Origin of the sequence: Pleomorphochaeta sp. DL1XJH-081, assembly GCF_049310885.1 — a bacterium.
Lineage (GTDB): Bacteria > Spirochaetota > Spirochaetia > Sphaerochaetales > Sphaerochaetaceae > CAYZJV01.
This window is the reverse complement of sequence record NZ_JBMDYO010000009.1, coordinates 73737-92708: the sequence shown is the minus strand read 5'-3', so window position 1 is coordinate 92708 and position 18972 is coordinate 73737. Positions and strand designations below refer to the sequence as shown.

At 46.4% G+C, this 18972-nt stretch carries 20 protein-coding genes; 4 read left to right on the top strand and 16 right to left on the bottom strand.

Annotated features, from left to right (window positions below):
* Positions 1–138 precede the first annotated feature (138 nt).
* The 8 genes from rsfS to argS form a co-directional block, all read right to left on the bottom strand.
* Positions 139–519 carry a ribosome silencing factor gene (gene rsfS, locus ACODJP_RS12340; protein ID WP_422481941.1) on the bottom strand — a complete coding sequence of 127 codons (381 nt, stop codon included), beginning with the start codon at positions 517–519 and terminating at the stop codon, positions 139–141.
* On the bottom strand, positions 512–1159 hold the full coding sequence (locus ACODJP_RS12335; protein ID WP_422481939.1) for a hypothetical protein: 648 nt from the start codon (positions 1157–1159) through the stop codon (positions 512–514). Before ACODJP_RS12335 ends, rsfS begins: the two co-directional genes overlap by 8 nt.
* Positions 1156–1740, bottom strand: a complete 585-nt coding sequence (locus ACODJP_RS12330; RefSeq protein WP_422481937.1) for an HD domain-containing protein — start codon at positions 1738–1740, stop codon at positions 1156–1158. Before ACODJP_RS12330 ends, ACODJP_RS12335 begins: the two co-directional genes overlap by 4 nt.
* Positions 1721–2341, bottom strand: a complete 621-nt coding sequence (nadD, locus tag ACODJP_RS12325; RefSeq protein WP_422481935.1) for a nicotinate (nicotinamide) nucleotide adenylyltransferase — start codon at positions 2339–2341, stop codon at positions 1721–1723. The genes ACODJP_RS12330 and nadD overlap by 20 nt, the downstream gene beginning before the upstream one ends.
* Positions 2338–3387 carry a GTPase ObgE gene (gene obgE / locus ACODJP_RS12320; RefSeq protein WP_422481933.1) on the bottom strand — a complete coding sequence of 350 codons (1050 nt, stop codon included), beginning with the start codon at positions 3385–3387 and terminating at the stop codon, positions 2338–2340. Before obgE ends, nadD begins: the two co-directional genes overlap by 4 nt.
* Positions 3388–3415: 28 nt before the next feature.
* The gene (rpmA, locus tag ACODJP_RS12315; RefSeq protein ID WP_422481931.1) at positions 3416–3670 is read right to left on the bottom strand and encodes a 50S ribosomal protein L27; all 255 of its coding nucleotides are present in this window, start codon (positions 3668–3670) and stop codon (positions 3416–3418) included.
* 11 nt (positions 3671–3681) lie between these two features.
* Positions 3682–3993: a 50S ribosomal protein L21 gene (rplU, locus tag ACODJP_RS12310; protein WP_422481929.1), complete on the bottom strand. Its 312-nt coding sequence runs from the start codon at positions 3991–3993 to the stop codon at positions 3682–3684.
* Positions 3994–4074: 81 nt separating this feature from the next.
* A complete protein-coding gene (gene argS, locus ACODJP_RS12305) occupies positions 4075–5844 on the bottom strand; it encodes an arginine--tRNA ligase (RefSeq protein ID WP_422481947.1) in 1770 nt (589 codons plus the stop codon).
* 152 nt (positions 5845–5996) lie between these two features.
* Between argS and epsC the strand changes: the two genes are divergently transcribed.
* The gene (epsC, locus tag ACODJP_RS12300) at positions 5997–6959 is read left to right on the top strand and encodes a serine O-acetyltransferase EpsC (protein ID WP_422481925.1); all 963 of its coding nucleotides are present in this window, start codon (positions 5997–5999) and stop codon (positions 6957–6959) included.
* Positions 6960–6964: 5 nt separating this feature from the next.
* On the opposite strand, the gene ACODJP_RS12295 is transcribed toward epsC, so the two are convergent.
* Positions 6965–7726, bottom strand: coding sequence for a helix-turn-helix transcriptional regulator (locus ACODJP_RS12295; protein WP_422481923.1), 762 nt, complete (start codon positions 7724–7726; stop codon positions 6965–6967).
* A 128-nt stretch (positions 7727–7854) separates the two neighbouring features.
* Between ACODJP_RS12295 and ACODJP_RS12290 the strand changes: the two genes are divergently transcribed.
* Positions 7855–8688, top strand: coding sequence for an SDR family oxidoreductase (locus ACODJP_RS12290; protein WP_422481921.1), 834 nt, complete (start codon positions 7855–7857; stop codon positions 8686–8688).
* 4 nt (positions 8689–8692) lie between these two features.
* Here ACODJP_RS12290 and mtaB read toward each other — a convergent pair whose 3' ends face one another.
* Together mtaB and ACODJP_RS12280 are read right to left on the bottom strand one after the other, a co-directional pair.
* Positions 8693–10024 carry a tRNA (N(6)-L-threonylcarbamoyladenosine(37)-C(2))-methylthiotransferase MtaB gene (gene mtaB, locus ACODJP_RS12285; RefSeq protein ID WP_422481919.1) on the bottom strand — a complete coding sequence of 444 codons (1332 nt, stop codon included), beginning with the start codon at positions 10022–10024 and terminating at the stop codon, positions 8693–8695.
* The gene (locus ACODJP_RS12280; RefSeq protein ID WP_422481917.1) at positions 10021–10776 is read right to left on the bottom strand and encodes a prephenate dehydrogenase/arogenate dehydrogenase family protein; all 756 of its coding nucleotides are present in this window, start codon (positions 10774–10776) and stop codon (positions 10021–10023) included. The genes mtaB and ACODJP_RS12280 overlap by 4 nt, the downstream gene beginning before the upstream one ends.
* Positions 10777–10903: 127 nt before the next feature.
* On the opposite strand from ACODJP_RS12280, the gene pta reads away from it, so the two are divergent.
* Both pta and ACODJP_RS12270 read left to right on the top strand, forming a co-directional pair.
* Positions 10904–11902 (top strand): phosphate acetyltransferase, encoded by a 999-nt coding sequence (gene pta, locus ACODJP_RS12275; protein WP_422481915.1) that lies wholly within the window; start codon positions 10904–10906, stop codon positions 11900–11902.
* 114 nt (positions 11903–12016) lie between these two features.
* Entirely contained in the window at positions 12017–13420 is a 1404-nt protein-coding gene (locus tag ACODJP_RS12270; protein WP_422481913.1) for an MATE family efflux transporter, read from the top strand.
* Here ACODJP_RS12270 and rsmA read toward each other — a convergent pair.
* The 5 genes from rsmA to ACODJP_RS12245 all read right to left on the bottom strand — a co-directional run bounded on the left by rsmA (position 13417) and on the right by ACODJP_RS12245 (position 18933).
* On the bottom strand, positions 13417–14217 hold the full coding sequence (gene rsmA / locus ACODJP_RS12265) for a 16S rRNA (adenine(1518)-N(6)/adenine(1519)-N(6))-dimethyltransferase RsmA (RefSeq protein ID WP_422481911.1): 801 nt from the start codon (positions 14215–14217) through the stop codon (positions 13417–13419). The two genes, ACODJP_RS12270 and rsmA, sit on opposite strands and share 4 nt — an antisense overlap.
* A gap of 16 nt (positions 14218–14233) precedes the next feature.
* Entirely contained in the window at positions 14234–15523 is a 1290-nt protein-coding gene (locus tag ACODJP_RS12260; protein ID WP_422481909.1) for a ComEC/Rec2 family competence protein, read from the bottom strand.
* Between the two features lie 225 nt (positions 15524–15748).
* Positions 15749–16528: a hypothetical protein gene (locus ACODJP_RS12255; protein WP_422481907.1), complete on the bottom strand. Its 780-nt coding sequence runs from the start codon at positions 16526–16528 to the stop codon at positions 15749–15751.
* Positions 16529–16540: 12 nt separating this feature from the next.
* A complete protein-coding gene (locus tag ACODJP_RS12250; protein WP_422481905.1) occupies positions 16541–18259 on the bottom strand; it encodes a phospho-sugar mutase in 1719 nt (572 codons plus the stop codon).
* The gene (locus ACODJP_RS12245) at positions 18250–18933 is read right to left on the bottom strand and encodes an HAD family hydrolase (RefSeq protein ID WP_422481903.1); all 684 of its coding nucleotides are present in this window, start codon (positions 18931–18933) and stop codon (positions 18250–18252) included. Before ACODJP_RS12245 ends, ACODJP_RS12250 begins: the two co-directional genes overlap by 10 nt.
* Positions 18934–18972: the final 39 nt, after the last annotated feature.

Sequence of the window (18972 nt, the reverse complement as noted above, 5' to 3'; positions counted from 1 at the left end):
ACAGGATTGGACCTGCCATTTCCATATCTATTTCACCTGCTCTTCCCCCCCAACCCCAGAAAAACTCACTGAGCCAAAAAAGAGACGCCATCGAATCCTAAGATGCGGCGTCTCTATTTTTTTTTTTTAATGGGAGTACTAGGCTTTCTTTCCTGATTTGACCAGTTCTAGAAAATCGAGCTTCTCTCCGGCATGCCAGAGTTTTTCGAGAGCATAGAATTCCCGTAGTTCGGCGCTCATGAGATGGATAACGATATTCCCACAATCGATCAATTCCCATCCATCACCACCGACACTCTTGTGTCTGTTGATCACATGGACATCCCTATCAGCGAGGTAGCCCCAAAGTTCCTTGGTGATTCCTTTGAGATGACCAAGACTATTTACCGTTGCTACAATAAATATATCGGACCATCCCGAATGTTCGGAGACATCAATCACAACCGGATCGATTCCCTTGTTGTCGGTGACAAATTTGGCAATATCGGCTGCCAGTAGTTTTGTCTTTTCTTCAATCATGTATTTCTACTCCTCTGTTTTGTTTCACTTCATGTAAAACCAGCTCAGTCCATTGGTTCATATAGGTGCGCATTCTATCGGCGGACATACCCTGTACAAGAAATCGACCTGTATCGTATATCCGGACGCGTGGCTTGCTTTCCTCAAGTCCTTTAAGTACTCTCTCAATATCCTTGAGATCGGTTTCTACACTCGCAAGAGCCCCAAGTGTACCGATAGCGTCCGATTTGCTCAAGGGTCCAGCGTGGGCAATCACTAACCTCGCAAAAGCTTCAACCGATGGCCGTACCCCTTCGTAAACTATGTCTTCAAAATCCATCAGAACACTTGCCAACCGATCCCATTGTTGAGCAGTACCGGTGAAGAAATGGTCTCCTTTACGACCGAATAGATGTTGTACAGCTCCCAACGTATCGGATTGTTTCCCGGTATCAGCAAGTACCCGCTGGTATCCTTGTATGATTTCCAAAGGAATAGTGGCTACAACAACAGCACTGAAATCCTTTTCTATAGCGATCATGATTCCATTGCGGTCAGAACTTCCATACCATATAGAAAAATCGGGTTCTTGCCCACACGAAACGAAGAAAAAACATATCATGAGCAAGATGACAATGAAGGACATCCTTCTTATCTTCATACAAAGACTCCACCCTGTTCAAGAAAATCCAACAAATCCATCGTGCTTACGGCATGGGTCTTGCCTTTGCTTTCAAGGTGCAAAAGATGTCGGTGGACAACACTGAGACAAATTTGTTCCAAAGTATCACATTGAAGCAATGTATCTCTCTCGCCCTCTTCCAGATGGGTCCTCAATGGTTCCATATAGTCGGCAATATAGAGAATAGCACCAAGGATACCCATAGCTGGTGATCCAATAGTATGCCATCGGATTGCACTTTTCCATGTCTCAGGTACGGATGCTAACCGTACGGAGAGCAAATGAGCCGCTACAGCCCCATGAAGCAACATGGGGTGGCGATACTCTTCACTTTCCATGATAATTGCGTGTTTGAGGCAATATTGGAGGAGAAAGCTGTCATTCCATTCCCGTGCAATATCATGCCAGATACCGGCTATATAGGCACCTTCCAAATCTTGATAGTCAGGGGAAAAGCGTTGTATCAACCGTTGCATCTCGATTGCGGTAGATAGACAATGAGCGTACCTACGTGAACTTATGCGGCTTAAGACATATTGCTCAATGTGTGTAGAGTCCATAATCCTGTATGTATTGTACGACAGATTTTGGAAGGAGTGAAGCAAGTTCCTCGAATGTAGATTCTCCTTCTAATAACAACTTTCTGATATGGGTGGATGAGTCCTCCATGACTGGATTTTCCAGAAAACGACCCTCGACTCCCGGCGGCAAGAGCTGCTGGGGTCTGACTCGAGCTCTTCTGCATACAATGAATTCCACTGCATGGCGCAACTCATCGAACCGATACCATCTTCTCAATCCTGAGAGGAGATCATCACCTATTACCATGCCGATCTTACCATCTACATCATACTTCTTATACAATTCCTCGACCGTATCAAACATGAAGGAGGTTCCTCCTCGTTCGATTTCACACAATTCGACGAGAACTTCGACCTTCCGATCGGTAGGATAGATTTCATAATATTGGTCTAGAGCTAGATGGAGCATAGTAATGCGGTTTTCCGTAGAAACCGACGATTCGTGTCTTTTATGAGGAGGGTTGGCAACAGGAATGAGCAATACACGTTCGTAATCGGTTAGTTCGACTAGGGAATGCAGCAGATGCAAGTGCCCTAAGTGCACAGGATCGAAAGTCCCTCCGATTACTGCAGTCTTCATGGTTCCTCGCGATATTCGGCCTCGGTATCCACAACAGTGGAAAATCCATCCTCTTTAGGCTTGTTCGCTTTTCCAACAAGATGGATAAATGCTTGTTTTACCTCTTCAAGACCCTCTCCGGTAATATTGGACAACCCAATCACCGTCAAACCCGGTTTCTCCGACCGAAGCTTATCAAGATTATCGGCAGCCTCGGGCTCATCGATTTTGGTACCGATAACCACTTGCGATTTTTCCAACAATTCGGGTGCATAGGAACGTAATTCGTCACATAAGGTATCATAAGCAGTGAGAAAACGTTCATCGGTAAGGTCAATCATGAAAGCCAGTCCGACAGTCCTTGATATGTGTCTCAAAAATTTGAAACCCATTCCTGCACCTTGGCTAGCTCCCTCGATTATCCCAGGAATATCAGCCAAGACAATATCGAAATTATCATACCTAAACATACCCAACTGAGGAATTTTTGTGGTAAAAGGATACCCAGCAACCTTAGTCCTGGCATTGGTGAGATTGTTCAGGAGGGAAGATTTACCTGCATTGGGAAATCCTACAAATCCGATATCCGCAATAACCAGCAATTCGACACCAATACGTATTTCAACACCTTTTTCGCCCGGCTGGGCAAAGCGCGGTGTTTGCCGGGTAGAGCTCTTGAAATGCCAATTCCCCTGACCACCTCGGCCGCCCTTGAGAAAGACCCAACGCTCTTCTCCAGTCAAGTCTTTGATGATATCTCCCGTTTGGGCATCTTTGATAACGGTACCGGGGGGGACTGGAATCTCTATATCGTTTCCATCCCTGCCAAAACAACGAGCTCCCATACCATTACGACCATTTTCTGCTCTGAATGTCCTGATTTGTTTCAAGTGTGCGAGGGTACGCAGATTTTCCCGAACTACAAAGACAACGTCGCCTCCGCGACCGCCGTCTCCCCCATCCGGACCGCCTTTGGGTATATATTTTTCCCGGCGGAAGGAAACACAACCGTTGCCCCCGTTTCCGGAGGCAACGTCTATATAAGTCTCATCTGAAAATCCAAACATGTACCGTCTCTGGCGTTACCGCCTGTTCCTATTCAGCTGCCTGAATCCGAACATATTTGCGGTTATTGCGAGTATGGAAAATTACTTCTCCAGTTGCCTTTGCGAAAAGGGTAAAATCCTTTCCACAACCGACATTCTCGCCCGCATGGAATTTATTGCCGTGCTGGCGCACGATAATTTCTCCGGCTTTGACTGACTGTCCGCCGAATCTTTTGACTCCAAGACGTTGCGAATTGGAATCACGACCGTTTTTTGAGCTACCGCCACCTTTCTTATGAGCCATTGCCTATCTCCTTATGCCTTAATCTCTTTGATTGTGAGCATCGAATACTTCTGGCGATGGCCTTGTGTTCTTCGGTAACCCTTTCTGCGATGGAACTTGAAGACTTTGATCTTATCGCCCTTGACGACATCGCCCAAGGTAGCCACGATTTTAGCACCCTTTACATAAGGGGTTCCAAAAACGGACTTTTCTCCGTCTGCGATAGCGACTACTGTATCGAACTCCAGCTCTTTGCCAGATTCCATATCGATCTTATCGACTTTTAATGTTGCGCCTTCTTGCGCCTTGTACTGCTTGCCAAGAATCTCTACCAGTGCGTACATGTGTATACATCCTTACTCTAAAATGTGCAGGCTCACTTATACCATAACGTTCCGATTATGACAAGACCTGCGAATACGGTCCTACATGGATTCCAAGAAAGGAATTCCGACTAACGCATATGCGTTTCGGAATACTTGGAGAACCATGGAAACCAATGCTACCCGCGCTTTCACCAACGGTGCCGACGGGGCTTTCAATACGGGATGATCATGATAGTACTTGCTGAACAAGCGGGACAATTCATACAAGTAGGAAGTTATCGCAGAGGGATTGAGCGTTCTTCCAGCCTCTTCCACGACCTCACCGTAACGTGCAACTAGCTTAACTAATTCCCGTTCATCTTGCAATGAGAGGAGCCCACCATCGAACGGTATTTCTTCATAATTTGCAGCTACCTCTGTAAATTTACGCATCATACTGCTGATACGGGCACCCATGTATTGCAGATAAGGACCCGTGTTCCCACTAAACGAGATGGATTCAGCTGGATTGAAAACCATATCCTTCATTGGGTTGGTCTGAAGGAGGAAGTAGTTCAAAGCCCCGAGTGCAATAGCCTCTCCAGTTGCAGTGACATCGCCAACGACGTCCTCACGACCTTTCTCCCGTATTTCAGAAATCGCAAGGGTAGACAGCTGCTTGAACAGATCATCAGCATCCACAACCGTACCTTCCCTACTTTTCATTTTTCCTTCGGGAAGGTTCACCATGCCATAGGCGAGATGATGCAGATCTTTTGCCCACGGATATCCCAATTTTTCCAAAACGTAGAAAAGGACCTTGAAATGGTATGTTTGCTCACTAGCTACCACATAGATGAGAGAATCGAAAGGCCAGTCATCGTGTCTGGAAATGGCTGTACCTATATCCTGAGTAAGGTATAGCGAAGTACCATCCTTTCTCAACAAGACCTTCTTATCCAATTGAATATCGGCCAGATCTATCCATACTGAGCCATCTTCCTCACGGTAGAAGACACCTTTATCCAATCCATCGAGTACGCGGTCCTTTCCCAGCATGTAGGTGTCGCTCTCATAATAATAATGATCGAACGAAACTCCGGTCTTGGCATAGGTTTCCCCTACACCATCGAGCGTCCATCGGTTCATGGTATTCCATAGAGCGAGTACTTCGGGATCTCCTTCTTCCCATTTTTGTAGCATTTGCTGGGCTTGACTGGTGGCACTGGGATCTTCTTTTTCCCACTGGGCGAACTGGACGTAGTATTTCCCCACCAGATGATCACCTTTCATACCCGAACTCTCAGGAGTCTCTCCATTCCCGAATTTCTGGTAAGCTAGCATGGACTTGCAGATATGGACACCACGATTGTTTATCAGGTTAACTTTCCTGACTTCGGCACCATTAGCCTTGAGTATAGCGGAGATACTCTCTCCTATTGAATCATTACGCAAATGTCCTAAGTGTAAGGGCTTATTGGTATTGGGACAGCTAAATTCCACCATAATCCGTTTGCCCGCAAGGGTATCGGAGGAACCATAGGAATCGCCCTCCTTTACCACTGCATCCAATACGGTCTCTGTGAAACGGGTAATATCGACCCGTACATTGAGATAGGGACCGGCGACAAGTAACTCGCCTTCGGGTATATCGCTGCGATTGGAGAGACGTTCACGCAGGATCTCGGCAAGCTTCTGGGGAGCTGTCCTGAAGAGTTTCGCATACATGAACAGTGGGAATGCAATATCACCAAGTTCTGGCTTCGGCGGTCTCTGAACAGCCAGTTCTCCTGCAAGCTCCACGGCTTCATCGCTACCGAACAATTCCATTGCATAAGATTTTAGTTCTTGCACAACGAGTGCTCTCCATGTATCCCTCACCTTTCGCATCATAATGATATTCTCCATATTTTTCGTTGAAACGACATCATGGCCACTATACGGAAAATTGGACATCCACTTCAAGTGGAAGCACCTGCCTTGAGCAAACCATTGCGTTGGTGTATTGTTTGGCCAGAATTTTTTTGGGAGGTTTCCCCTCAATGGAAGACAGTAAGAACACGTACGACCAGTACCTGGACTCCTATTTGGATAGTTTCGAAAGGTATGGACAATCGAGTTTCATTAGCTTCAGACCAATTCCCTCTATGACCGAGATTGAGCGGATAGTTGAAGAGTTTATGGAATTGCTGTTTCCTGGAAGAAGTGGTAGGAGGGTCCTATCCCAAGATTGTATCAGAGAAGTGATCGCTACCCTACTCAACCGAATCGGGGAGAATCTCGAGAAACAGCTGTTTGCTGCCTGGTATCATGAGAATCCATTCAGTTTGCCCGATAGCGATACCGACCCCTATAAGGATCTTGCCCATACGACGGTTCTTAAGCTATTTGAAGCATTACCATCACTGAGGACTATGATGAAAGAGGATGCCCAAAGCGCATTCGAAGGGGATCCCGCTGCGACATCCATCCAAGAAACGATTATCTCATACCCAAGTATTCGCGCTCTCACGCTCCACAGGATCGCCCACTTTCTCTACAGGGAAAATGCGCCTCTCGTCCCAAGGATGATAAGTGAGACAGTCCATAAACAGACCGGAATCGATATCCATCCAGGTGCGACTATAGGGCGTTGCCTCTTCATTGACCATGGAACTGGCGTAGTTATCGGTGAGACAACTGTAATCGGAAACCAAGTGAAGATATACCAGGGAGTAACACTTGGAGCTCTCAGTTTCCCAAAGGACGCATGTGGTGCGCTCATCCGTGGAGCTAAAAGACACCCCACATTGAAAGATCGGGTAACAGTCTACGCAAATGCGACGTTATTGGGAGATATAACCATCGGAGAGAATACGATTGTTGGTTCAAACTCCTGGATCAGGCATGACGTGCCTGCCAATACGCTGGTCCAGAATGAGGAACCAAAGAGTATCATGCGGGAACTCTCTCCCCGCGGTGTGCCCAGAAAAACGTGCGATGCGCACTCATCTTCCCAAGAATAGGAATCCTATCGCTCGTGGATGGAGCCGATATATTCCGATGGAGTCATTCCCGCATATCTCTTGAACACCTTGCTGAAGTAGTTGCTGTCGTTGAAACCCAATAGCTCCGATATCTCCTTAATGGAGGTCTTGCCATCTTCAAAATACAGTTTCGCCAATCCGATGCGTTGTTTGCTTACGTATGCGGGAATCGACATTCCCGTCTCCTTCTTGAATTTCCGTGATATGTGGGAAATGTGGGTATTGTGCATTTTTCCTAACTGTTCAATGCGTACATCCTCGGTAAGATGGACAGTAAGGTAGGTGACAATCTTCTTGATCATCGGACTATAGCTATTGATGGAGAACTCAAGTACCGCATTTGCATAGTCGATGGCAATCTGGGGATATAACACATCATTCAGATAGGTGACCGATACTGCATTCTCAATCATCAGACTATACTTGTTGGCTAGGCTATGGAGATACAGTGGTTGCACACCTCCTTGTCTGGCGGAGAAACGGCACAATGCGTTCAATGCAATCAACTCATCTTTGCAACAACGTAAGGCTTCGGTGGCTGAATCTTTCCCACAGCATACCGAATCGGGGAATAATTTGCGCCGCATGTCGAGAAGGTCTTCAACCTTGTAGGGATTCCCCCATTTGACTGCATGCAACAATTCCTGTTCCAATTCATACCGTCGTTCAATCTGCACCATATTCAAGGAGTCTGGCATGAACCCTTTCTCTTTCACTTCTAGATCGGTATCATTTTTTTCTTCCATAATTCCTCACCTTTTGTTAAAGAATAGCCACCTTTGCTTTGAAAAGCAAGGATATTGTAGCCGCTTCCCCTTCTGTATAGCAAAAAAAATTGATATTATACGAGCACAATGACCCAAGGAGGATCTTGATGGACAACAGTATCAAAGGAAAAACAGTTGTAATTACTGGAGCGGGAGGCGTACTCTGTAGCGAGTTTGCACGCCATATCGCTTCATTGGGGGGGAAGGTCGCATTGCTGAACAGGACCTTTTCCAAAGTCGAAAAAATCGCCGAAGAGCTCACATTGGCAGGATATATTGCGAAACCCTACCAGGTCGATGTACTGGATAAGGCTACTCTAAAAAGCGTACATGAGCAGGTGAAGAAAGATCTTGGACCATGCGATATCCTTATAAATGGAGCAGGTGGGAACCAGAGTGAAGCTATTACTGCAGTCGAATACCACGAATTGGATATTGATGAGGAAATACGTTCATTCTTCAATCTTACCCAAGACGCAGTACAAGGGGTATTCAATCTCAACTTCATAGGAACATTCCTTCCTACACAAGAATTTGTTTCTGATATGGTAGGTCGCGATGGCTGTTGTGTCCTGAACGTCTCTTCCATGTCTTCATACCATCCATTGACAAAGGTATTGGGTTATTCCGCTGCAAAGGCAGCAGTGAATAATCTAACCGAGTGGTTGGCCGTGCACTTCTCGCATGTAGGAATCAGAGTCAACGCACTCGCCCCCGGATTCTTTGCCACTGAGCAGAACAAGGCTCTTCTTTTCGACGATGAAGGTAATTACACTCCACGTTCGAAGAAAATCATCGGTAGTACTCCTATGGGTCGTTTCGGTGTCCCCAAGGATCTTCTTGGGACAGTGGAATATCTGATCGACAGTGAGGCATCTGGCTTCGTTACCGGTGTTGTCATACCGGTCGATGGCGGATTCAATGCCTATAGTGGAGTTTAGAGAACTAAACAAATCTGCCGATAGGTATGAGTGTCTTTTGATCCCGTTCAAGCCGTACAGTTATTCTATCCCCCCGCTGTACGGTTTCGGGAACATCCTTCACCATGAGCTTAAGATAATTTCCCGTAAGACCTGACCATAATCCAGAACGACGTTCCTCCACAATTAGTTCAAATTCTTTACCGATCTGCCGATCCATGTATCGTCTCAGGTGGATAGTCGAGAGTTCCCGCAATTTCTTCGCCCGCTCATCACGAATATATTCAGGAACCCGGTCTTTTGCCTGAAATAGGGCTGTTTGGGGTCGCGGGGAAAATGGAAAAACATGCATCTGGCTGATATCATGTTCTTTGAGGAAACGCATGCTATTGAGAAACTCTTGTTCGTCTTCTCCCGGTAAACCGGTTATGACATCGGCAGCAATGAACGGATCGTCCTTCACTTCACGCAATAAGGAGATGGCTGCGCTCAATTGTGAAACATCATAATGACGCCCCACCCCCTTGATCACAGAATCGGAGGCCGATTGTATGGGGATATGGAAATGTGGTTGTATTCTTCTGTCAGCGAAAATGCGGACTAAGGAGGTGTCAAGCTTATCGGGTTCCAATGAGCTCAGACGGATTCTGATAGAATCTCCCAGTCTATCTAAAAGAATCTTCAACAGGCCTCCTAGATCGGTATCACCACTTTTGTAGGCACTGATATTCACACCAGTAAGAACAATTTCTGAAAAGCCATCTTGTTCCAAAGCAACAGCACGCCTTACGACCTCTTCAGTGTCCAAGCTCACCGAATCACCTCGAGCAATCGTAACCCTGCAGTAGGCACAAGCATTATCACATCCATCCTGGATCTTCAAAAAGGCCCGGCTATGGAAAGAGAAAGTGGCCGCATCGTAATCGAATGGACTGGGCGACTTTGCATCTCCGTTTACCTTCGGTGACTTCACAAAGTGTTTAACTGCATCAAGAAGATCGATATCTGCGACCAAAGAATTGGCCAACATATTCGGAAGCGTCAAAAGTGAAGGCTTTTCATCAAGGGAGACAACTACCACCCTGTCTGATAATTCTTGTATCAACTCACGCTCCATCTGGGCATAGCATCCCGTCACCAGCACTACTGGTCGATGTTCTTCATGAGCATATTTACGGATCATCCTACGGGCTTTTTGTTCCGCTTTACCTGTTACTGTACAGGTATTTACAATGCAAAGATCGGCAGTTTCATGGGAAGGCACTACCGTAAAACCTTCATGAATAAAAGCATCAGCTATCGCTTCGCTTTCACACTGGTTTAATTTACAACCCAACGTATATATCAAGACTCTCATGAATGTGGCAACTCCGAAAAATTTGTATCGTGTTCATCAAGTACCTGCAACACGGTATCCAAGGCATCGTTCAAACGTACCCTCATGTCGTGTGCATAGGGATTGAACCTCTGTAGGTCATAGAACAACTGGATCGGGTCATTGCATGTCTGCTCGACGATTGACAACAACCTCCGGTACCCGGTGGTTGCCAATTCTGTCGGAGCCAAGTGCAACTCATCAAGAACTCTCCCAACGAAGTGGGTAACTCCCTGTGAATAGGCAGCTTGACGGTCATGTTCTTCACAATCCATTGAAAGGACTTTGAGACCCATAACCCCGAAAAGCTCCTTCCAGAAGGAGTCCTGAGCAGAAGAACAACGTAGTGGCGAATATACCAGAGGAAGACCAGCAATACCGTTCTTTCCCGAATCGGGACCGAACATCGGATGTGTTGCGATGATCTGGGCATCTTGCGGTAACAGTTCCTGCATGACTTTGGCGGGATAGACCTTCACAGAACAAGTGTCCATTACCAAGGTTCCTGGGTGTACGAAGGGTGCGATGGATGCAACTACCTGGGCAAACGATGAAATGGAGACACAGAGAATAATGGCATCGCATGTAAAAAGTTCATCCCGGTCGACAAGCTGGACACCCTCGGGTATCCGTTCCAGTGGGGAACGATTGAATGCTTTGATTGGTGTGTGCTTCGACAGCTCAGTAGCCCAGAAGGTTCCAAAACGGCCTAACCCGTATATTCCGATATTCATGCGCGCATCGTACCACAAATAGGATCTTCCAGACAATCGCAAGAGAACTTGTATGGTAGGTATTCAACTGAAGTTCCTGTTGTGGTATCCTTAGGGGGAAAATTAGATTCCAAAGCAGGAGATAATCATGAAATTCGCAGAAACTATGAAAGCCAAGGCTATGCAATTGCAGAAGAGACTTGTATTGCCAGAAGGAACTGAGCCGAGAACTGTGGCAGCTGCCCGTCGCATCGTAGACGAACGTCTGGCATCCAAAGTGACACTGATAGGAGAGCCTGAGAAGGTCGAAAAGACCGCGAAGGAAGCCAAGGTGTCGCTTGAGGGAATCACTATTGTAGATCCACAGGTCTCCGATCTGCGAAAACAATTTGCCAATGAATACTTCCAGTTGAGAAAGCATAAGGGAATGACCGAAGAAGAGGCTTATGAATTGATAGCCAACGAACTCCGTTTTGGAGCTATGATGGTTCGATTGGGAATTGCCGATGCCATGGTGGCTGGAGCAGAAAATACTACGGGAAATGTTTTGCTCGCATCATTCCAGATCATAAAGACGAAACCAGGAATCAAAAGTGCTTCTTCCTGTTTTGTCATGGCGACAGATAAGAAGGATCTCGGAGCAGGTGGCTCATTCATTTTCAGCGATTGTGCGACAATACCGGAGCCGACAGCGGAACAACTTGCTGAGATCGCCGAAGCTTCCGCTGAATCGTGTAAAACCTACCTAGGAGCGGAGCCGGTGGTTGCTCTGCTCTCCTATTCCACCAAAGGCAGTGCCAAAGGACCTCTTGTAGACAAGGTTACGACAGCACTCTCTCTACTGAAGGAGAAACGCCCCGATATTCAAGCCGATGGAGAATTGCAGTTAGATGCAGCGATCATTGAATCGGTTGGAAAAAGTAAAGCTCCCGGGTCTACTGTCGCGGGGAAAGCCAATGTCCTGATTTTCCCCGATCTCCAGGCTGGAAACATCGGCTACAAATTGGTCCAGAGGCTTGCAGGAGCTGAGGCATACGGTCCTATCCTACAAGGATTCGCCAAACCGGTAAGCGATCTCTCCAGAGGTTGTAGCATAGAAGATATTGTCGTCACCAGTGCAATAACCCTTGCCCAAGCTGGAGCCTAAGATTAGAATATTTTGATGCAATGCGGCATCTTTTCTTGAAGGTGCCGCATTCTTTATGTAAGCTCTTCAGTTGTGATCTGTAACAGATCTCTAGTTGAATGAAAGGTATGCACCATGGCTACTCGACCGAATAGATCCCTTATAGATTCCTCACGCTCTCCAGCGGGCACCATATGGATGCTTGCTTGGCCGGTAATCCTAGACCAGAGTTTCCAGACGATGGTCCAATATGTCGACTCAGCGATGGTTGGATCGTTGGGAGCAGTAGCCACTGCTGCAGTTGCGGCGAATAGTTCCACAATATGGCTTGTCAATGGAATGATGTATGCTTTTGGTGCAGCCTTCGCTGTTCTTGCCGCACGACAGATTGGAGCTGGACAAAAAGAAAGTGTACACCATACGGTACGCCAATCTCTTCTTGCAATTATCGGACTATCAATCCTTGTCACAACGGTCATGAGAAGTATAGCACCCCGTCTTCCCATCTGGATCGGGGTGGAAGAACAGGTAGCCCCGATAGCGGGTAATTATATGGGCTACATAGCCATGGCATATCCATTCATGATCCTTTTCATGTTCATGGCAAATCTTATCAGAAGCAGCGGTGACACCCGCACTCCACTTATAAGTAATATCATTACCAATATCACCAATATTATAGGTAATTTTCTTCTCATATTCCCCAGTCGTGAAATTACCGTCTTTGGCATTGATTTTACGATGGTGGGTGCCGGCCTTGGTGTAGAGGGAGCGGCTATCGCTACTGCAGGGGCTACAGTTCTTAGTGCGCTTATCTTATTTGGTGTACTCATTTTCAAGGATTCCCCCCTCAAGACTCCTTTTAAAGGTGTTTCCTGGCGAGTCGATTGGATAGTAATGAGACAGGTATTTAGATTGGGTACGCCTCTTGCATTGGAACGCGCAACACTATCTATAGGCCAGATCGTCCTTACAATTCTGGTTACAAGAATCGGAACAGTATCTCTCGCAGCCCATCATCTTGCCATCACAGCAGAATCGATCACCTATATGCCTGTAAGTGGCTTCTCCATGGCTGCCACTACCCTAGTAGCTCAATCCTTAGGAGCTCAAAAACAGGATATGGCGCTCGACTTCGCTAAACGATGTCTCAGATGGGGTATCATGCTTATGACAGGTACCGGGTTACTCATGTTTATATTTTCCAAGGAACTCATGGGATTTTTCACCCCCGATATTGCCGTAATCAATCTGGGCTCCAAAGTTCTTCGAATAGAGGCATTCGCCCAACCATTCTTCGCAATGAGCATTGTAATCGGAGGGATCCTCCGTGGTGGTGGAGATACTAAATGGCCCTTCATCAATAGTCTTATCGGTATGTGGTTAGTCCGCCTAGGTCCGGCAGCTATTTTAATCCTAGGATTCGGTATTGGACTTGAAGCCGCTTGGGGATGCATGGTCGCCGATTTGGTAGTCCGTGGATTGTTGAACTACTATCGCTATAGAAAGGGCACTTGGATACACGCCTGGCGTGATTAGACAGTGGACAAGGCCTTCACCAAAGAGAGGAGAGCCGGGAAATCGAGGTTTTCAGCCCTCTCACTCTCAGGGATTCCTGCCTTTTCCAATGAATCAAATAACATCTCACGGGTGAACATGGAACCCGATTTACCTCTGAGCAGATTATTCCTCACGGTTTTTCTCCTCTGAGTGAACAAATCATTCACCACTTGGAGAAATAGCGTCCGACTCTGCACGGGAACCAAGGGATTCGCCCTCTTTTGCATCTGTATGACCACAGAATCGACATTGGGAGGCGGAAAGAAAGCCCCCCCCTTTATCGTACACACTGGTGAAACTTCGTAGTCGATTTGGGCGAGTATAGACAATGTTGACCAGAGCTTGGAACCAGGCTTTGCAGACAAGCGATCCCCGACCTCCTTCTGCAACGTATATACCATCCGCTCGGAAAGGCATTGTTTCTCAAGGAAACGGGCAATGCAGATAGAACCAACGTTGTAGGGAAGATTACCACAAATTACATCCGGGCAACCCTCATTTTGGTATACTTCAGGCCATGTCTTGAGGACATCACCCTCAACTAGGGAAAAATTGGAGATTTCGACGAATGCCTCTTCACGTAAAATAGTACAGAACCCATGATCGATTTCAAAAGCTGTCACATGAGCATTGCTTTCAAGCAAGCCGACAGTGAGGGCTCCTATACCGGGACCGATCTCCCATACCCGCTGCGACTCTTGCAATCGCAATGAATCAATTATCCTCTGACGGGCAGATGGCGATATGAGAAAATTCTGTCCAAATTTCTTTGACATGGCAAAGCCATATCTTTCAAGTAGTTGGATTATTGCTTGGGGGGAATCGTAGGAAAAATCCCATATCATGCTTTCGGTAACTCCTTCTTCGAGCGATTCGGTTAGCATACTGGAGAAAACCAACGACAGTCAACAACGATACTACGCTCCATAGCCAAGCGAGATTGGTACTGAATTGGGTATGTTCCAGACTCCAAGAACTTCCCCATGTTACAATCTTGGTAAACAGATCCACCATCAATTGTGCCAATATCATAAGAGGAACACATGGTATGAGAAGCCAAAGGAAGGTGACTCCCAAGAACAGCAAAGCTACAGGGGCAAGGAATGGGGACAAAAGCACTCCTATTCCATACCAAGATCCGAACAATACTAACGAGATGGGAGCAGTACACAGTGTAGCGCTCAAGGTTGTCGCAACCAGTTGGGCTAGTTTTTTTGGCATGATGGTAGAAATAGACTGAGCAATGGCCGGACTTACGTAAAGAATTGAGGTTATCGCACCGTAAGAGAGTGCAGAACCGGGAGAAATAAGTGTCTGTGGTGCCACCCAAGCATGGAGAACGACAACATTAGCTAAGGCATATTTGGTCTCTATACGCTTATGGAAATGCGGCAGGACCACCATGGTAAGTGCCCTGATTAAGGAGGGTTTGTTGCCTACTATAGCGACATAGATACATGCGAGGGGTAACGTAAAGAAGCAGATATTCCGTTTCTTAACTATCTTAGAGAGCAACAGAGACAGCATGCCTATGATAGCCTGTAGATGCATTCCCGATAGAGCCACGACATGGGCACACCCGCTTTCGGTAGTCATCTTACGAAGCGGTGACCACGTATCGAATCTACCCAACAGCAAGGCCTCCGATAATGAAGTTACCTGCCGAGGTAATCGATCCAACCTTACTCTCATAACGCTGAGTATCCTCATTCTTGTACGGTGATAGAGCTCCACGAATCTATGCTTGTTTGGAATAATCTCACTTTCTTGTGCAAAGAAGAACCATGTATCTTCATACATGACCAGTTCTCCAAAAACATCGAGATGTTGTCCGAAAAGGAACAGGGTATTCTCTGGAGAAACAACCAAGAGCGATCCTCCGGCTGCTCCGAAATCTCCTCTCCTGTTGGAAGCCTGTTCAAGCAAGACATCTACTACCGTATTGCCATTCTCGCTTTTAGTTGAATCAAACCTTACTACTGCACGTATCGCTGTTATGGATTCTGATGGAAAAGGGATCTCCAATGAATTAGCTCGATAGACGAGTATGACTTGTAGCCAAGTCAATACATAGATTATCAACACGAAAAGGATACGGAGTACAAAATACCACGGAAGAGAATTCGAAAATATGATAATTTGTGCTGCCCAAATACATACCACAGCCACAACTATTAGAGGAATATAGTCCAACGTGAAACTACACAATAAACCTGCTAATAGAATCACGAGAGAGAAGACGAGAGGTAGAAAGGAAAAGAGACGGTAGACAGTATACACATACTATTGACTACCATTGGTTGGATTCTACTTCGAAATCGCTACCAAAAGAGCCAATAGTGGGAGGTCCAAGTCTCCCCTCATAGCCAGCTTGACCAGTCTCGCACTCAAGGCTTCCGAACCACCAGAAACTTTATGCAATTCCATAACTTGCTTATAGGTAGAGAATAGAAGTTTGTTCCTTAGTTGCATATGAGTCAATAGAACGCCATGTAATTGCTTTATCCAAGGGGCATCCTGTAATTCTTGAAGTGTAAGTTCTGGTAATGGTCCATCATCTCCCACCAGAGCGAGACGATCGGCCAAATCTAAGGTATCGAGGTAGGAACACGTATCAAGGTAGTCTTCATATACGGATATTCCCTCCTCAATAACGAAATCGGAACGCGATGCATTCTGTTTTTGTTCCAACCGCCGTTTCATAGCCATCTCACTCTTCTTGTCTCTTCTCGATAGCCAGATTGCAGTACCGACCGCCAACCCAGAAGCAATCACTAATTCATCAATCATCGGCAAGGGATCACGGACTGCAAGGGAGAAGAAAAAATATACGACCAGAAATACGCCCGCAGAAATCAGCAGTCGAGGAAGATAACGAGCGTCCTGGATCCAACGGTCTACTCCTCTGTCAATTTGTGTATAGAGAGTGAAGAGGGCATCATCCTTTTCATGTGCGGTCAAACCTGTAGAGGCATGCCAACGTATCTCTTCATCGGGATCCCATGACCCAGCTCTCTTGGGATCTACGAATGGGGTCAGATAAAGTGGTTCTCCTTTACTTCTACGGATAATAAAACATGCATGCATGGAAACAATTCCTTATAATTCCGACTTGAATCTTGCTATCCGATCCTGCAAAGAGGCCTGGAAAGCTTGTCGTTCCCCAGCGGATGTGTGGAAAAACAGATAATATTTGATTTTCGGTTCTGTACCTGACGGCCTCACGACCAATTTTTCTCCAGAAGCGAAACGCAGTATAATGACATCCGAAGGGGGAAGTCCTAGAGTCTTATCATGGAGTAAGTCCACGACGTCAGAGATGGTATAACCAGCGAATTTCGTACCTACCGTAAAGCTTCTAAATTGCTTCATGATATCGGCCATCTTCTGGATGCCAGAACTTCCTTCATAGGTGAAAGAGAGCACCGACTCTGTATAATAGCCATACTCTTGGTAAATCTCTTCCAATCGTTGTTGCAATGTCAGTCCTTGGGAAGCCAAGTAACTCATCATCTCAACCGCAAGGACAGCGGTTGAAACGGCATCTTTGTCCCGAACATGGGGAACTGAGAGATATCCGAAACTTTCCTCACAGCCGAATAAGAAAAATTGTTCATCTGAGGACTCCAAACTTGCTATCTTTTCTGCGATATACTTAAATCCTGTCAAGACATCCACACATTCCCCGCCATGTTTTTCTGTCATGGCTCGTACGAGATCGGTCGTAACGATTGACTTGACCACTAATGGTTGTCTACCATCCTTCTGGGCACGATTCTTCCAAGTAGTCAGCAAATAATCGCACAACAAAGCCGCAATCTGGTTTCCGGTGAGGAGTTGATAACTAGATTTATCTTCTTTGGAGGGAATTGCGATCCCTAACCGGTCGGCATCCGGATCGGTACCCAATATTATATCTGCCTTCGTCTTGATTCCCAACTCAATTGCTAACCGCATAGCTTGGGGATCTTCGGGATTCGGCATGGATACTGTCGGGAAATCACCATCGGGTTGTTCCTGTTGTTCGACAACCTCACAATGTACACCCATTTTGGCCAAGATAGTACGGACAGGAATATTTCCTGCTCCATGCAACGGAGTATAGGCCACCTTCACCGAGCTTGAGGACAAGAGTTCTGATCGGGACAGACTATCAACAACCATCGAATAGTAGGCTTCATCAACTGAATCGGGGACCGGTGACAGTAAATGGGCTGATTTGGCCTCATTGAGGCTCATGCTTCTGATCTCTCCGACTTCTACCGAGGCAACACGTTTTGCTATTCCTACATCATGGGGAGGAGTAACCTGGCCACCGTCGGACCAATATACCTTGTATCCATTGTATTTCGCTGGATTATGACTAGCGGTGATTACGATACCTGCATTGGCATGCAAGTATCTCAAAGCAAAAGAAAGCATCGGCACAGGGTGCAATTCATCGTACAGGTAGACCTTTACCCCATTAGCACAAAGCGTAAGCGCAGCCTGTTTGGCAAACAGTTGCGAATAGTTTCGGGAATCGAAAGCAATCACGACGGAAGGAAGAGCTATCTGTGAGATCAGGTAGTCGGCGAGCCCTTGGGTTACCTTCCGAATCATGAATGGGTTTATCCGGTTGGTACCACCTCCAATTACACCACGCATACCGGCGGTTCCGAAGGCCAAGGCCGTATAGAAACGATCATAAAGATCTTCATCCGCATGTTCATCCAATGCAGCCATAACCTCTTTCTTGAACTGTAATTCCGTCTCAGCTTGGATATAATCCTCTGCTTTCTTGTAAATTAACGCCCTCTCTTGTTCGGTCATTGCCATGGAAACACCTCCGTCTCTAATTCATCAATCGTATCGAAAAGCGGATCGCAACCGTTTGATGCAAGTTCAAAGCGATCCCGGAACCCCCACGTTACTACTGCAGGACGCATTCTGGCAGCTTTCGCAGTATGAAAATCCACCTCGCTATCTCCAATGAACAAAACTTCGTCAACTGCACACTCCGCTATCTTGGAAAACAAGATTGCCGAGGTAGGCTCTGGCTTCAGGGGAATGTCATCAGTAGCTCCCCGCACCGTCATGAAAGGGACACCCCCGAGTAAGGCATTAACAATCTTCCTGACCAGTGAATCCTCTTTATTCGATAGTACCCCGAGCTTGAAGCCGGCCGCAACAGATTTCTCCAACAACTGACCGATTCCTGGATAAAGGATTGCCTTATCGTGAGGATGTGCCCTATAGGTATCCATGAGCAATTTATAATAGGAATCCAATAGTGCGTCATCAAATGGTACCGAAGCCTCATACAACGCCAATGAGAGTGCATTTCGCAGCCCCTTTCCCACATACCGTTTGCATGTACTGTCATCGATCGGTGGTGCTCCAGTCTCTGCCAATACAGTATTGATTGAAAAAGCGATATCTCCAATGGTATTTACTAGAGTACCATCAAGATCGAATAGAATTGCCTTATGTGTCGCATCCTTCTTAACCATAACTCGAGTATACCCATGTTTACACATTCCGTCACGTAG

Excerpts from the sequence above, each read along its gene's own strand:
- rsfS (WP_422481941.1), bottom strand. The coding sequence starts at position 519 with ATGATTGAAGAAAAGACAAAACTACTGGCAGCCGATATTGCCAAATTT.
- ACODJP_RS12335 (WP_422481939.1), bottom strand. The coding sequence starts at position 1,159 with ATGAAGATAAGAAGGATGTCCTTCATTGTCATCTTGCTCATGATATGT.
- ACODJP_RS12330 (WP_422481937.1), bottom strand. The coding sequence starts at position 1,740 with ATGGACTCTACACACATTGAGCAATATGTCTTAAGCCGCATAAGTTCA.
- nadD (WP_422481935.1), bottom strand. The coding sequence starts at position 2,341 with ATGAAGACTGCAGTAATCGGAGGGACTTTCGATCCTGTGCACTTAGGG.
- obgE (WP_422481933.1), bottom strand. The coding sequence starts at position 3,387 with ATGTTTGGATTTTCAGATGAGACTTATATAGACGTTGCCTCCGGAAAC.
- rpmA (WP_422481931.1), bottom strand. The coding sequence starts at position 3,670 with ATGGCTCATAAGAAAGGTGGCGGTAGCTCAAAAAACGGTCGTGATTCC.
- rplU (WP_422481929.1), bottom strand. The coding sequence starts at position 3,993 with ATGTACGCACTGGTAGAGATTCTTGGCAAGCAGTACAAGGCGCAAGAA.
- argS (WP_422481947.1), bottom strand. The coding sequence starts at position 5,844 with ATGCGAAAGGTGAGGGATACATGGAGAGCACTCGTTGTGCAAGAACTA.
- epsC (WP_422481925.1), top strand. The coding sequence starts at position 5,997 with ATGGAAGACAGTAAGAACACGTACGACCAGTACCTGGACTCCTATTTG.
- ACODJP_RS12295 (WP_422481923.1), bottom strand. The coding sequence starts at position 7,726 with ATGGAAGAAAAAAATGATACCGATCTAGAAGTGAAAGAGAAAGGGTTC.
- ACODJP_RS12290 (WP_422481921.1), top strand. The coding sequence starts at position 7,855 with ATGGACAACAGTATCAAAGGAAAAACAGTTGTAATTACTGGAGCGGGA.
- mtaB (WP_422481919.1), bottom strand. The coding sequence starts at position 10,024 with ATGAGAGTCTTGATATATACGTTGGGTTGTAAATTAAACCAGTGTGAA.
- ACODJP_RS12280 (WP_422481917.1), bottom strand. The coding sequence starts at position 10,776 with ATGAATATCGGAATATACGGGTTAGGCCGTTTTGGAACCTTCTGGGCT.
- pta (WP_422481915.1), top strand. The coding sequence starts at position 10,904 with ATGAAATTCGCAGAAACTATGAAAGCCAAGGCTATGCAATTGCAGAAG.
- ACODJP_RS12270 (WP_422481913.1), top strand. The coding sequence starts at position 12,017 with ATGGCTACTCGACCGAATAGATCCCTTATAGATTCCTCACGCTCTCCA.
- rsmA (WP_422481911.1), bottom strand. The coding sequence starts at position 14,217 with ATGTCAAAGAAATTTGGACAGAATTTTCTCATATCGCCATCTGCCCGT.
- ACODJP_RS12255 (WP_422481907.1), bottom strand. The coding sequence starts at position 16,528 with ATGCATGCATGTTTTATTATCCGTAGAAGTAAAGGAGAACCACTTTAT.
- ACODJP_RS12250 (WP_422481905.1), bottom strand. The coding sequence starts at position 18,259 with ATGGCAATGACCGAACAAGAGAGGGCGTTAATTTACAAGAAAGCAGAG.
- ACODJP_RS12245 (WP_422481903.1), bottom strand. The coding sequence starts at position 18,933 with ATGGTTAAGAAGGATGCGACACATAAGGCAATTCTATTCGATCTTGAT.